Source organism: Streptococcaceae bacterium ESL0729 (assembly GCA_029391995.1).
Taxonomy (GTDB): domain Bacteria; phylum Bacillota; class Bacilli; order Lactobacillales; family Streptococcaceae; genus Floricoccus.
Window position 1 is genome coordinate 882,343 of the sequence record CP113924.1, and the last position, 14,063, is coordinate 896,405.

At 39.7% G+C, this 14,063-nt stretch carries 15 protein-coding genes; 1 reads left to right on the plus strand and 14 read right to left on the minus strand.

The genetic code is table 11. The features are described 5' to 3' along the window. The first annotated feature begins 136 nt into the window (after positions 1 to 136). Entirely contained in the window at positions 137 to 793 is a 657-nt protein-coding gene (locus OZX68_04425) for a redox-sensing transcriptional repressor Rex (protein WEV60174.1), read from the plus strand. Between the two features lie 30 nt (positions 794 to 823). Here OZX68_04425 and radC read toward each other — a convergent pair whose 3' ends face one another. The 14 genes from radC to OZX68_04495 all read right to left on the minus strand — a co-directional run bounded on the left by radC (position 824) and on the right by OZX68_04495 (position 14,042). Beyond that, entirely contained in the window at positions 824 to 1,504 is a 681-nt protein-coding gene (gene radC, locus OZX68_04430; protein ID WEV60175.1) for a DNA repair protein RadC, read from the minus strand. A gap of 89 nt (positions 1,505 to 1,593) precedes the next feature. Further along, entirely contained in the window at positions 1,594 to 2,220 is a 627-nt protein-coding gene (locus OZX68_04435) for a TIGR01906 family membrane protein (GenBank protein ID WEV60176.1), read from the minus strand. A 132-nt stretch (positions 2,221 to 2,352) separates the two neighbouring features. Continuing rightward, on the minus strand, positions 2,353 to 3,117 hold the full coding sequence (locus tag OZX68_04440) for a TIGR01457 family HAD-type hydrolase (protein WEV60177.1): 765 nt from the start codon (positions 3,115 to 3,117) through the stop codon (positions 2,353 to 2,355). Continuing rightward, positions 3,107 to 3,856: a thioesterase gene (locus tag OZX68_04445; GenBank protein WEV60178.1), complete on the minus strand. Its 750-nt coding sequence runs from the start codon at positions 3,854 to 3,856 to the stop codon at positions 3,107 to 3,109. Before OZX68_04445 ends, OZX68_04440 begins: the two co-directional genes overlap by 11 nt. Before the next feature lie 139 nt (positions 3,857 to 3,995). After that, a complete protein-coding gene (locus OZX68_04450) occupies positions 3,996 to 4,796 on the minus strand; it encodes a glycoside hydrolase family 25 protein (protein WEV60179.1) in 801 nt (266 codons plus the stop codon). Between the two features lie 109 nt (positions 4,797 to 4,905). Then, positions 4,906 to 6,024: a radical SAM family heme chaperone HemW gene (gene hemW / locus OZX68_04455; protein WEV60180.1), complete on the minus strand. Its 1,119-nt coding sequence runs from the start codon at positions 6,022 to 6,024 to the stop codon at positions 4,906 to 4,908. Continuing rightward, entirely contained in the window at positions 6,012 to 6,959 is a 948-nt protein-coding gene (locus OZX68_04460) for a bifunctional riboflavin kinase/FAD synthetase (protein WEV60181.1), read from the minus strand. Before OZX68_04460 ends, hemW begins: the two co-directional genes overlap by 13 nt. 11 nt (positions 6,960 to 6,970) lie before the next feature. Continuing rightward, a complete protein-coding gene (truB, locus tag OZX68_04465; protein WEV60182.1) occupies positions 6,971 to 7,888 on the minus strand; it encodes a tRNA pseudouridine(55) synthase TruB in 918 nt (305 codons plus the stop codon). Between the two features lie 69 nt (positions 7,889 to 7,957). Continuing rightward, positions 7,958 to 10,261 carry a DNA helicase PcrA gene (gene pcrA / locus OZX68_04470; GenBank protein WEV60183.1) on the minus strand — a complete coding sequence of 768 codons (2,304 nt, stop codon included), beginning with the start codon at positions 10,259 to 10,261 and terminating at the stop codon, positions 7,958 to 7,960. Between the two features lie 92 nt (positions 10,262 to 10,353). Next, positions 10,354 to 11,265 carry a thioredoxin-disulfide reductase gene (gene trxB, locus OZX68_04475; GenBank protein WEV60184.1) on the minus strand — a complete coding sequence of 304 codons (912 nt, stop codon included), beginning with the start codon at positions 11,263 to 11,265 and terminating at the stop codon, positions 10,354 to 10,356. Positions 11,266 to 11,365: 100 nt separating this feature from the next. Next, positions 11,366 to 11,596, minus strand: a complete 231-nt coding sequence (locus OZX68_04480) for a DUF4059 family protein (protein ID WEV60185.1) — start codon at positions 11,594 to 11,596, stop codon at positions 11,366 to 11,368. Positions 11,597 to 11,609: 13 nt separating this feature from the next. Beyond that, positions 11,610 to 12,371: an amino acid ABC transporter ATP-binding protein gene (locus OZX68_04485; protein ID WEV60186.1), complete on the minus strand. Its 762-nt coding sequence runs from the start codon at positions 12,369 to 12,371 to the stop codon at positions 11,610 to 11,612. Then, on the minus strand, positions 12,372 to 13,172 hold the full coding sequence (locus OZX68_04490) for an amino acid ABC transporter permease (protein ID WEV60187.1): 801 nt from the start codon (positions 13,170 to 13,172) through the stop codon (positions 12,372 to 12,374). It lies immediately after the preceding gene. Positions 13,173 to 13,187: 15 nt separating this feature from the next. Then, positions 13,188 to 14,042: a transporter substrate-binding domain-containing protein gene (locus tag OZX68_04495; GenBank protein WEV60188.1), complete on the minus strand. Its 855-nt coding sequence runs from the start codon at positions 14,040 to 14,042 to the stop codon at positions 13,188 to 13,190. Between the last annotated feature and the right edge of the window lie 21 nt (positions 14,043 to 14,063).

The window sequence follows — 14,063 nt, forward strand, 5'->3', positions numbered from 1 at the left end:
GAATTTAGAACACCTTTTAAACCCACAATTTCTTGCATTCACTTTTTTTTTAGGATATAATTGAAAGTCTGGTTTTAACATTTGTATAATACACAAACTTTTGTTATTATGGTTAGGAGAATCACAGGAGGATATTATGCAAACAAAAACTAAAAACAATGAAGTCTTACCAAAAGCAACTGCTAAACGTTTGCCTGCTTATTACCGTCTTTTCAAAAAATTATATAATGGTAATATTGAGCGAACAAACTCGCGTCAAATTGCAGACAGTCTAGGAGTTGACTCAGCAACCGTCCGTAGGGACTTTTCTTATTTTGGTGAGCTAGGACGCCGTGGTTACGGTTATGAAACAAAGGTCCTACGCGATTTTTTTGCTGAGCTTTTAAATGATGGCCAGGAAACGAACATTGCCCTTGTCGGTGTGGGAAATCTTGGACGTGCCCTCATCCACTACCGCTTCCACGATCGTAACAAGATGAGAATTACCCAAGCCTACGACATCGCTGGAAATCCTCTTGTTGGAACAACAACAGATGATGGTATTCCCATCTACAATATTTCAGACATTAAAAAGAACCTTGAAAAAGATGGGATTGAAACCGCCATCTTATCAGTTCAAAGCGAAAAGGCCCAAGAAGCTGCCAACCTTTTAATCGACGCTGGTATCAAAGGAATTTTAAACTTTGCCCCAAGACGCTTGGAAGTGCCAGACGATGTTATCGTGCAGTCAGTTGATTTAACTAGTGAATTACAAACCCTGCTTTTCTTCATGAGAAATAAGGATGTCCAATAAGATTTAAAGATCATCATAAGATGGTCTTTTTTATGGAAGTCTCTTGTTCTCCCTGTAGCTATAATATCCTGTACTTCCAACTACAATATGATCCAAAAGATTAATCCCAACCAGGTCACAGGCCTGGCTTATTTTTTCTGTAAAGGCATGGTCTTGACTGCTGGGAGTTGAGTCGCCTGAGGGATGGTTGTGGGAGATTATGATACTTGTGGCCATATACTTACAGGCATAGTAAAGAATCTCCCTTGGATTGGCTGTTGAGGAGTTGACTGTCCCAATAAAGATGACCTTCTTACGAATAATATTATTTTTAGTATCCAAATAAAGGGTTATCAAATGCTCCTGCTCCAGGTCACTAAGCTCTTCGACCAAAAGATTGCCAAGGCTGTGACTATTAAGGATAGAGCCGTATTTTTTCACCTCAGACAGCTGAATTCTCTTACCAAGCTCAACCATAGCCTGAATCTCAATGGCCTTGGCTGGGCCAATTCCCTTAATCTTTTGGAGTTCCTCAACTGTGGCCTTCTTAAGGGCAAAAAGACTTTCAAAATGCTTGAGAATTTGATCAGCAAGCTGGGTGGCTGACAGCTCCTTGGTGCCCGTCCTTAAGATGATTGCTAGTAACTCCTGTTCACTAAGTTTTTCAGCCCCCTTAGCGGCTAATCTTTCCCTGGGTCTTAAGAGTTTTAGACTTTTCCTTACCTTATACATAAAAATTATTCCTTTCAAGTAAAGCGTATATATCTATCCATACGAAATTAATTCCCTAAAATACCCAAAAACAATAAAAAACTAGCCTGCTAGCTAGTTTTTTTTATTGTTCTCATTCTTCTTTCTGCTGACTTATAAAGGCCGTAAAAAATGAGCAAGTAAATTAAGACAAAAATGATGAAACAATGCATGAAATATGTCTCTGGAAGGATGGTAATCACAGGATCAGTATAGGGATTAAACATCCAGGTATCATCAGAAAAGGCAAGTTTATGGAAGCCAATAAAGATTGAATCAAATCCATTAAAAAGGGCAAAAACTCCCAAAAATAAGGGAAGGTAGAGGAATAATTTCAAGATACCGCGGTAGCTCAAACTAAGCCTAAACCTAATAAATGATAGGAAGAAGGGAAAACTTACCAGCATAATGATGAAGGTCAGCTGGAAAAGGTTCTTCACATCCTTAAAGTGCTTAAGACCCTCTTTTGAACTCTTAAAATCTGGCATGTTAAGCTTGTTAACAGTGGGATTTAAGAGATATTTCATAAGTACTGTAAAATTATCCATTAGGGTCTTCTTGGTTTGATAGGCATACTCGGTTATTTTCAGATGATTGATATCAAACCTATAAAGGGGAATGGCTAGAATAATTGTCAGGCAAACGGAAAATGAAATTACGAATAATATGGTAAAAATCAATTTAATGCTATTTTTCAAGGAACATTTCCCCCTTCCCAGTCCAATAACTCAATCTATCTATATCCTCGTCATCGTCATCTGCCTTGGGAATAGGTTTTTGATAAACTCTCATAAACTCCTCCTAAATCTTTTAAATCTTAAAAATAAATCCTAAAAACTCCACTCATCCAAACTGTTTAAAACATGGCTAGGGGTTACAGGTAAGTCGCCCAGATCCTCCCTTTTGGTAAAGCCAGTCAAAACAAGCATGGTATCCATTTGGGCATTGATCCCTGCCCTAATATCAGTCAGATAATTATCTCCTACCATAATTAAATCTTCCTTGGGCAGACCAATTCTTTCAATGGCCTTATCCATAATAATTGCTTGAGGTTTTCCAATAATTGTTGGCTCAACGCGGGTTGCTGCTTCAAGTAGTTTAAGTAGGCTTCCTGCACCAGGCAAAAGTCCCCTTTCAGTCGGGATATTAAGATCTGGATTTGTCCCGATAAAGATTGCACCATTTTCAATGGCAAGGGTGGCAAGGGTTAGTTTTTCGTAGGTAATCTCTGTATCAAGTCCCACCACAACATAGGCTGGATTTTCTGTGTCTTCTACATAACCCCTACTATAGATAGCCTCCTTAAGCCCTTTTTCACCAATCACATAGACAGTCTTTGCAAGATCTAACTCATCCATATAGTCAACAGTCGCAAGACTTGCTGTATAAATGGTCTCAAGGTCTGTTTTTATATCAAATAATTGATCCAGGCGACTTTTAACCTCTTCAGGCGTCTTGGTTGTATTATTAGTTACAAAAAGGTGGGGGATATTGTTTTCTTGCAAGCTGTGAACAAAGGCTGTTCCAGCTTCAATTTTTTCATTTCCTAGGTAAATAGTCCCGTCTAAATCCAGGAGGTAACCTTTATACTTCATTATTTCTTCTTCTCCAAATTATTTCTGCCTGGGCATTTTTTTCATCATTTGAACCAATTTCATGGTAGCTTACTAAATCATCCTCTTCAAACAGCACCTGACTCTTAACCCTGCTACCATAATGAATCTCCTTGAGATACTTAAAATGAAGTAGCTTGGGCTCATAATTTGTTAAAAAGTCACGATCCAGTACATCAAGCATCCAATCAAAGTAGATGGTGTTGTTAACATGACCATTAATATCAAGGTCATAAAAGCGGACATTATACTCTTGTTCTAGGCTAATCTCAGAAATCTTCCTGTACTTGTTGCCGCGAATAATCGTATTTATCTTCTCAGCCTGATAAGGCTCAACAATCTCATCAGTAATATTAACAATTTTTCTACTTGCAAGGTCCATTAGCGACCAGGTCGAATGAATTTTGACCAATTCCTGACCATCTGCATCATAATAGGTAAATTCCCTGTAGGTAAAAAATTTGTTAAATTTTGTTGCTTCAGTTTCAATTTTTACAATTTCATCATGCTGGGGCATACGGCTAATCTCAAAACGATATTCAAGGACAATCCAACCACAGCCATACTCTTCAAGCATATAGCTATCACTTCTACCCAACATTCTACCATGCTCCCCTGATACTTCAAGGGCTACACTCATGATATGAGGCAATTTCATATTGCCATTAACATCTGTATCAAAATAAGAAACTTGGTAATCTTTAGAATACTTTAATCCCATTTAACCTCTCACTTTCTAGCCTTAATTCTAACATAAATCATACAAACTGTCTTAGGCTGATAAATTAGCCTTAAAATCCTAGCTTCTACAAGTCATTAAAGCTTATTATTATATAGAAAAAGATGGATAAATCCATCCCTTAATTATTTAAAAATATTTGCTGGTAGGCTTCCATGCTACTGGCTTGATTTAGGTCTAAATCATGGTCAAAGCCAAGAAGACGTCCCTTAGATGTATACTGATGAAGGGCATAATCCTTAAAGGTATCGGGTCTTGAATCAAGACTTCCCGTATCAGCTCCGTAGTGGGCAAACCAAAGGGCCTTAAATCCAGCTAGCTCAATATCCTGGTTTTCTAAAAACCAGTCCTGGCTGTAGATACCAATATTTGTGACCCCAAGACTTGCAAGCTCTGACCTGAAGGCCTCAATACCTGCATTCATGTCATCCATGGTCTCCTCTTCAACATCTAGCCACCAAAAGCTCGGTGAAAAATCAGCGGCTCTTTCATAAAAATCACGGGCCTCCTGCCTCATGTCTTCAAGGCTCGTCCCACTTACATAGGCATAAACGGCGACAGGAACATTCCGCCTTTGAAGCTCTGTAATATGGGTCTGGTAGGATTTATCTTCCCCATTGGTGTAAGCTGCCGCATTGACCTGCTGGTTTTCCCCGCCGTGTTGGACACGCACAATGGCACCAGATATCTGCTGGCTCAACAGGTCATAATCAATCTGACTTGGAAGCTGCCAACCTGATAAATCAAGTATTGGCCTTGTAGGGGCAGGATTTTTAGGCTGATTCTCACCTGCAAGAGCAGGTAAAAAATTACCACCTCCTGATAGATTAAATTTTGGCCTGATAAATTTATTAAAGGCAAAAATTAATAAAAGACCAATAACAAATATTTTTAAAATTTTATCGAAAAAAGTTTTGAACATACTTAAACAACCAATCTTGAATTTACATACCAGCATTAAGTCTACCATAAAATAAGGTAGGCTTTTTATCAAAACAATTGATTACATGTATCAAAATATTACAAGTTGATTAATCAAGTAAAAAACTCTCAAAGACTTCATTTCCAAGAAGAAATCCCTTCTTGGTCATGAAAATCCTATCATCGTCTAAATCAAGAAGTTCTTCCCTCCTAAGCCTTGCAACCTCTTGACCAAAAAGTTGATCAAAATTTGTCTCAAACTTACTTTCAAAGTTTTTAATGCTGACCCCTGATTTCTTTCTTAGGCCAAGGAACATCTCCTCTTCCATCTGAGCCTTCTTATCAAGGGGCTCTTCTGTAACAACCTTCCTATCATGGGCCAGATAATGATGGACTGGGCCATAGTTTTTATACCGAACATTAGCTAAAAAGCCACTAGCACCAGCCCCAATCCCGTAATATTCTTCATTATTCCAGTAAACCAAATTGTGCTTACTTTCAAAGCCTGGCCTAGAAAAGTTAGATACCTCATAGTGGTCGTAACCCGCAAGCTCAAGCTGGTCAATAATATACTGGTACATCTCAGCATCAGTATCCTCACTAGGAAGGTTAAGCTTCCCCCTTCTCATCCTATTCATAAAAATAGTATGATTTTCAAGGATTAGGCTATAAAGAGCCACATGGGGCAGATTAAGCTCAAGAAGCTTGTCCAAATCATCCTTAACCTGATCAAAGCTTTGACCAGGTAGGGCATAAATAAGGTCAATTGAGATATTTTCAAAGCCATTTTCCCTAAGGAGGGCAATATTTTCATAAACATCACGGGCCGTATGACTGCGGCCAATTTTTTTAAGGAGCTTATCATTAAAGGTTTGAACCCCAAGGGAAATCCTATTTACGGGGCTCTGAGCCAAGACAGCTATCCTTTCATCATCAAGGTCTCCAGGATTGGCTTCAACCGTAAATTCTTCAAGCTTACTTAAATCAAGATTTTTAGTAAGACCCTTAATTAGCCTATCAAGCTGGACTGCATTCAAGGCCGTTGGGGTACCTCCTCCAATATAAAGGGTTCTAAGCTCCCTAATTTGATAGGAGTCAAATTCTTCAATCAAGGAATCTAGGTACTGGTCAACCGGCTGATTTTTAATAAAAACCTTTGAAAAATCACAGTAGTAGCAAATCTGCGTACAAAAGGGAATGTGAACATAGGCACTCTTTACTTGTCCCATAGGCGAGCTCGCTTTTCATCATCTTCTAATTGGGCAACTAGGGAGTCAATCCCATCAAATTTAACCATATCACGGATTCTATCCAGCCAGATAATCTCAATTCTTTCCCCGTACAAGTCCCCTGAAAAATCAAAGATATTGACCTCAAGCCTAAGTTCCTGGCCATCAAAGGTTGAATTTTTCCCAACACTTGTCATGGAACGAAAAATTTGACCCTTGTAGATTACATCAGTAATGTAAACCCCGTCAGCTGGAAGCCTTATGGCTTCTGTCAGGGCGATATTGGCTGTTGGATAACCCAGCATGCGTCCCCTGGCGTCTCCGTGGACGACCAGACCCTCATTCTTAAAATGATAGCCTAAGAGCTTGTTGGCAAGTCTTATATTGCCACAGTCTAAGGCATCCCTAATCCTTGATGAGGATATTTTAGTGGTCAAAGCCTTATTTTCGCAGGCTTCAAGCTCCTCAGTAACTGGTGAAATGTTATAGGTTTTTCCCTTAAACATTTTAGCCAGATCATCAATCCCCAATTTTTCATGACCAAAACTATAATCAAAACCTGCAACGAGAACCTTGGCTCCCAGTCCTTCAAGGTAGTCTTTTACAAAGTCCTCTCCCTTGATACTGGCAAAATTTGAGGTGAAATCAGTCAGATAAAGGTAATCAACCCCCAAATCCGCAAATTTTTCCAAGCGGTCCTTGCGGCTTGAAAGGTGAAATAAAAGGTCTGGACTAAAGCGACTAAAGGCTAATTTGGGACTTTCTGGAAAGGTCAAAACAGCGATTTTTAAATTTAAAATCTGGGCTAGTTTTTTAGCCTCATCAAAGAGTTTTTTATGCCCCCTATGTAGGCCGTCAAAATATCCCAAAACCAGGATAAGACCATCCTTATTTTTTTTAATGTCATAGACTGACTCTAATTTTATTACTTCCATTACTTTTATACCTAATTTTCTATAAGAACCTTCTTGGGCTTATAAAATTCCTTCTTATTGGGGTGGGGCATGTAGATAGCTACCAGCTGACCTTGATAGAAGACAGCTAAAAGATTACCATTTTGCCCAACTTCCGCTGGAACTTCCTCAAGGTCTAAAAATTTTCCAACCCTAACCTTCTGGTACTGGTCATCATTGATTTCAAGGACAGCTAAATCACTAACCCCATCTTCCATGGGCATTAGTAGGCTTGTGATTGTTCCATTGTTCATAAATTCTTCGATTTCATGAAGTTTATGGGCATTTTCAAGCTCAAGTCCTGCACTTTTCGTCCTAACTAGACGTGACATGTGACCTGGATAGCCAAGTTTTTGAGCCAGATCAACTGCAAGAGTTCTAACATAAGTCCCCTTACTGCAAGCTACCCTGAAGCTAAAGCGTGCCAGACCATTTTCATAGGTAACTGGGCTGGTTCTTTTAAAGTCATAAATAGTAGCCTGCCTGATAGGACGCTCCACCTCTTGTCCTGCACGAGCATATTCATACAGCCTTTTACCATTTACCTTTACGGCAGAATACATAGGGGGAATTTGCTTGATTTCACCGACAAACTCTTCCATGGCTTGGTCAATTAAGGCTTCATCAAGTGGAGTATCGAGGAGTTTTTCCTCAACAAGAGCTCCTGAGGCATCCTCCGTTTCTGTTGAAAAGCCTAGGGTAACCTCACCTTCATAGACCTTACCTGACTCGGTCATAAATTCAAGCACCTTGGTCGCCTTACCGACAGCAATGGGTAAAACTCCCGCAACATCAGGATCAAGTGTCCCTCCGTGGCCAATTTTTTTTGTAGCTAAAATCCTTCTTAGTTTAAAGACGCAATCATGAGAAGTCATTCCTGCTTCCTTATAAAGGTTGATTATTCCATTCATTACTTCTTCCTTTATAGCGAGAAGATATTAGAAGCCTGTTTAAAACAAACTTCTATTATCCAGCTAGTTTTATTTTTGTTTTTCAATCGGAGCCATCTGGGCTAAAAGTCTCTTAAGACCAACTTCTGGGAATGCTATTTTAAGCTCCATACTTCTTCCCTCACCTTTTACATCAAGAACAGTCCCTACACCCCATTTTTTGTGAACGGCCTTATCGCCAATAGACCAGCTTGTAGGATTTTCTGCCGAACTTCCACTAGGACTAGGAGCTGGTCTTGAACTAAGTGGCCTGCTTGCACCTGGCCTTTTTGAAGTAGATTTCCCTGCCATCATTTGTGAAAGACTTACCCCGCGACCATTTACGAATTGATCTTTGGACCTATTTTGATAGCTGGCATTAAAGGAATTACTTCCATTGCTTGCCCTAGCCTGACCGACATAGCTAAGTAGGTCTGGGTCAATCTCATCCAAAAAGCGGCTGGGTCTATTATAGCTTGAACGACCGTACATAAGCCTGCTAGAAGCATTGGTCAAATAAAGGAGCTCTTCGGCCCTAGTAATTCCAACATAGGCAAGACGTCTCTCCTCCTCAAGCTCATCAGGATCTTCACTTGCCCTACTTAGGGGGAAGATTCCCTCTTCCATACCAATAATGAAGACCACTGGGAATTCAAGTCCCTTGGCAGCATGGAGGGTCATAAGGGTAACCTGGCTTTGTTCTTCCTCATAGCTATCTGTATCAGCAATCAAGGATAAATCATTTAGGAAGCGGCTGAGGCGTTCTAAGCCACTTTCATCTTCTATACCTTCTGTCTTATCATCAAAACTTTGGGTAACTGTGAAGAATTCTTCCAGGTTTTCAATCCTTGCCTGACTTTCTAGGTTATTTTGATTGACCAAATAGGCCATATAGCCTGTCTTGTTCAAAATTTCTTCAGTTAATTGACTGATTGAGTAGCCATCCATCTTCTCCCTCAAGCCTGTTATTAATTCGGAAAAATCATAGATTCCCTGGGCTGCTTTCCCCTTAAGACCACTTAAGGTAACATTTAAGCCTGCTTCAAGAAGAGAGTAGTCATAGGCTCTTGCAAAATCTCGTAATTTTTCGATACTTCCAGGGCCAATTCCTCTTTTGGGCTCATTGATTACTCGCTCAAAACTCATGTCATCGCGGTCATTGGCAACAATGTTAAGGTAGGCAATTAAATCCCTAATTTCCTTTCGGCTGTAGAACTTGGTTCCACCCACCATGGTATAGGGGATATTTGACTTAAGAAAGGCTTCCTCAATGGTTCTACTTTGAGCATTGGTCCTATAAAGAACTGCGAAATCACTATAATCTCGGTCCTCTTTTGCCCTCAACTCCCGTGTAATCATGTCGGCCACAAAATTTGACTCATCCCGCTCATTACTAGCCCGATTGTAGATAATTTTTTCTCCCTCGTCCCTACTGGTCCAAAGCTTCTTATCCCTACGGTTGCTGTTATTTTTGATGACACCATTAGCTGCCTCAAGAATAGTTTTTGATGACCTGTAATTCTCCTCAAGTAGGACGACCTTGGCATCTGGATAGTCTTTTTCGAAATCCAAAATATTCTGCATATCAGCTCCCCGCCAACCATAAATCGACTGGTCAGCATCCCCCACTACACAAATATTCCTAAAACGCTCAGACAAGACCTTGACCAGCTGATACTGGGCATGGTTGGTATCCTGGTATTCATCAACATGGATATACTGATAGCGACCTTGATAGTAGGCTAGGACTTCCTTATTGTCAAACAGTCTCAAGGTGTTCATAATCAGGTCATCAAAATCCATGGTTTCACTTCGTTTAAGCTCGCGGTCATATTCCAAATAACATTTGGCTACAATCTCTTGATACAGATTATTAGCCCCGTCTCTATAAGCTTCTGCCGTTAGTAAATCATTTTTAGCATTTGAAATTGTTGCAAGAATGTTCTTAGGTTCCCATTTTTTAGAGTCCAAATTAAGATTTTTCAAAATACGCTTCATCAGGGTTTTCTGCTCGCCCGGGTCAATGATTGTAAAATTCCTACTATAGCCAATGTGGTCTGCGTCTCGCCTTAAAATTCTCACACACATGCTGTGGAAGGTGGCAATCAGTGATTCTTCGGCTTGCGGTGTAAGAGCTACTGTCCGCTCCTTCATCTCACGGGCCGCCTTGTTGGTAAAGGTTATGGCTAAAATATTCCAGGGATTTACCAGTTTTTCCTCAATCAGATAAGCAATCCTGTGCGTTAGAACACGGGTCTTTCCAGATCCAGCTCCAGCCATTATTAAAAGGGGACCTTCAGTTGTCCTAACTGCCTCAGCCTGTCTATCATTCATATTCTTAAGTAAGGGATTCATTTTTTTCTCCTTGTCAAAAAATCTTTCTCCATTATATCAAAAGATACCCAACATTCCCATTGAGTATCTTTGTCTAAACTTATTTTTAAGGCTTAAAAGCTACTGGTAAAATGATAAGCTTGTTGGCCAGCAATGGCACCATCACCTACTGCTGTTGTAATCTGGCGAAGATCCTTGGCACGAACATCCCCAATGGCATAAATTCCAGGAATGGCTGTCTCCATCTTGTCATTAGTGATAATCCAGCCAGCTTCATCAGTTATGCCTAGATTTTCGACTGCCTTGGTCATTGGATCAAGACCTACATAGATAAAGAGGCCGCCCACATCCTTTTGACTAATTTCACCTGTTTTAAGGTTTTTAAGGTCAACATGGGTAATTTTAATTTCATTACCTTCAATTTTTTCAATGGCAGTATCCCAAATAAATGATATTTTTTCATTGGCAAAAGCACGCTCTTGAATAATTTTTTGGGCACGAAGTTCATCACGGCGGTGAACAATGGTTACTGATTTACCAAAACGAGTTAGAAAAATCGCTTCTTCAATGGCAGAATCTCCTCCACCGACAACCATAATGTCTTGATTCCTAAAGAAGGCACCATCACAAACAGCACAGTAGGATACCCCGCGAGCACCGTATTCTTCCTCACCAGGAACATTCAAATGCCTATGGTTGGCACCAGTTGCGATGATTACTGTACGACCTTCATACTCACGGTCTTCAGTTACAACCTTCTTGTGGTCACCCAAGTCTTCTACTGCCTTTACAATACCGTAAGCATTTTCGACACCCAATCCTGCCAGAGGTTCATGCATCTTCATTGATAGCTCAGGACCCATAATGTTATCAAATCCTGGATAGTTCTCAATCTCAGCTGTATTATTCATCTGTCCACCAGGAGCTCCTTGTTCTAATAAAAGAACGCTCATATTACTTCTTGCTGCATAAAGAGCTGCGGTCATTCCAGCGGGGCCAGCCCCGATTACAATTGTATCGTACATTTTTTCTCCTTCTTTTCGTTTAATACTTCCTAACTTACCTATATTCTAATATGTCTCGGCCCAAAAACCAAAGAAAAAGCTCAAAATGAGCTTTTTCTTACTAACGTGCTTTAAGGACAACTATTATCGCTAAAATGGCAAAGGATAGGACAGGTATTGTCAAAACATCCACCATTAGAACGTCTAGTATCTTATTTTGCCTTTGAATAATTGTTTTCTTTTGACCACCCCGTGCCATATACCCTAGTAGGTAGATAAGACTTATAACTAGGGTCAGGACTAGAGTTATTAAAAAGGCCTGTACATATAATGTTAGGGTTGTATAAAACATTTAAAATCCTTTATTATTCTTCGATAACATCCAGTATACCACTATTTATATTTTTATTCAAAAACTCTTTGGTTCTTGGGTTTTTAGGATGATTGAAGACGTCCTCAGGACTTCCCTCTTCAATAATTTTACCATGTTCTAAAAAGAGAACTCTGGTTGCCACATTGTAAACAAAATCCATCTCATGGCTGACAAGAATCATGGTTTGACCCTCCTCAGCTGCCCTTAAAATGGAAGCCTGAACTTCACCCACAAGCTCTGGATCGAGGGCACTTGTCGGCTCGTCCAGCAGTAAGAGTTTAGGTTTCATGGCAAGTGCTCGGGCAATTCCTACCCTTTGCTTTTGGCCACCTGATAAAAATTGGGGATAAGAATCCTTCTTTTCAATCATACTGACCTTTACAAGCTCCTCTTCTGCAAGTTTTTGAGCCTCTGCCTTGGCCATTTTTTTTACAACAACCAAACCCTCCATAACATTTTCAAGGGCTGTCCTTCTTTTAAAAAGATTGAATTGTTGGAAGACCATGGCTGTTTTTCTTCTTAAGGTAAGAATATCTTCCTTGCTAATTTTTTTAAAATCCACCTTGAAATCATCAATCTCAACCTGACCAGAATCTGGTTTTTCCAGGTAATTAATGCTTCTTAAGAAGGTTGATTTACCGGCACCACTGGCACCAATGATTGCAATGACATCCCCTTGATTTACATCGAGGGAAATATCATCTAAAACCTTAACATTAGAAAATTTCTTACTCAAATTTTTTATCTTAATCATTTACTTACCTCCATGATCAAAGGGATTAGCAAAGAGTCCCTTCTTTCTTGGAACTTCCGGATCAGAAATCTCAAGCCTTCTTTCAATGAAAGAAATAATCTTTTCAAAAACAATGTTAATGACCCAGTAGACTAAGGCTAGGGCAAAGTAGGTTTCAAAAATCCGGTAGTTACTACCTCCTAAAATCTTTGCCTCAGCAGTCATTTCAATAACCCCTGCAACAAAGGCTAAAGAGGTTCCCTTAAACAGACCAATTAGGGAATTTCCAAGGGGAGCTAGAGCTACAGTAGCAGCTTCCGGCAAGGTTACCCGCTTGAAAACTTGAAAATTAGTCATCCCAAGCGATTTAGCAGCTTCAATTTGCCCGCTATCCACTGATTGGATGGCTGAACGAATGGTTTCGCTATTAAAAGCTGCTTCATTGAGGGTAAAGGTTAAAATAACGAAAAGAAGGGGACTGATATTGTTTATATTGTAGGCCGTCCCGTAGTTCATGTTAATGGCCCTTAAAATCAGAGGAATCCCATTATAGGTCAAAAGTAGTTGAACATAGATGGGAGTTCCCCTCATAAAGCTTACAAAGAGTCCCCGCAATTGATTTAAAACAGGTATTTTATTAATACTTACAAGAGCCAGAGCTAGGGCAAGTATTAGACCAAAAAACATAGATATTAAGGTTATTTCCAAGGATACTGGTATGCGGCTGATAACATTTGGAAAAGCTTCAACAAAGGAATCCCAGTTGAATATCTTATCAAAAAACATGGTCCAAAATTCTTGGAAGGTATACTTACCTTGCATAAATTATCTCCTTAATTACTTAAACTCACTTGCATCTGGCACAAAATCACCTGCAAAGAATTCTTCAGATAGCTTTTTAAGGGTACCATCTGCTTCAAATTCAGCTAAAATCTTGTTAACTTTCTCTTGGAGGACACGTCCTTCATCTGTCTTGGCAAAGAGGAAATACTCCCTACCAGAATGAACACCCAAGTCTTCCTTCAAATCAATAGAGTTAACTTGGAGTTTGAATCCTTGCTCCTTAATAACGGTATTTAAGGAGATGGCATCATAAAGAAGAAAGTCAATTTTCTTACTTTCAATATTACCCAAGCGAGTAGCTAGTGGGATATTGTCAACATAGTTAAGCTTGATTTCCTTATCAGGATGTTCCTTATTCCAAGCTAGGAGGATGTCAGTATAGTTAACCCCCGTTGAAACTTCTGTAGACTTATTAGCCAAGTCATCGATGGTTGATACATTATCACCAACCCGCGTTGCTACAGCATTATTAGTCTTAGATACAGGATATGAAAAATAGTACTTCTCATCCCTTTTTTCATTCCAAGCAAAGTTATTTGCCCCCATCTGGTAGCGGCCAGAGTCAATTCCTACAGAGATGGCATCAAAATCTGTAACATCAACCTTTAAATCGTATTCAGGTAATTTTTCAAAAACCTTACGAGCAAGCTCAACATCATAACCAGTTGCCTTACCGTCGACTGTGTAGGTAAAGGGTTTGGTATTACCGTCTGTTGCTACAACAATCTGGGTCTTTTTATCACTTGTCTGGTTTTGGTCCTTGCTGGTATTTTTACCGCAAGCAGTCAAGGTGAGTCCTAAAGCAAGAAATGCAATACCAAGACCTAGGCCTCTAAACTTTTTAACCATAAAATTTCCCCTATTCTTATC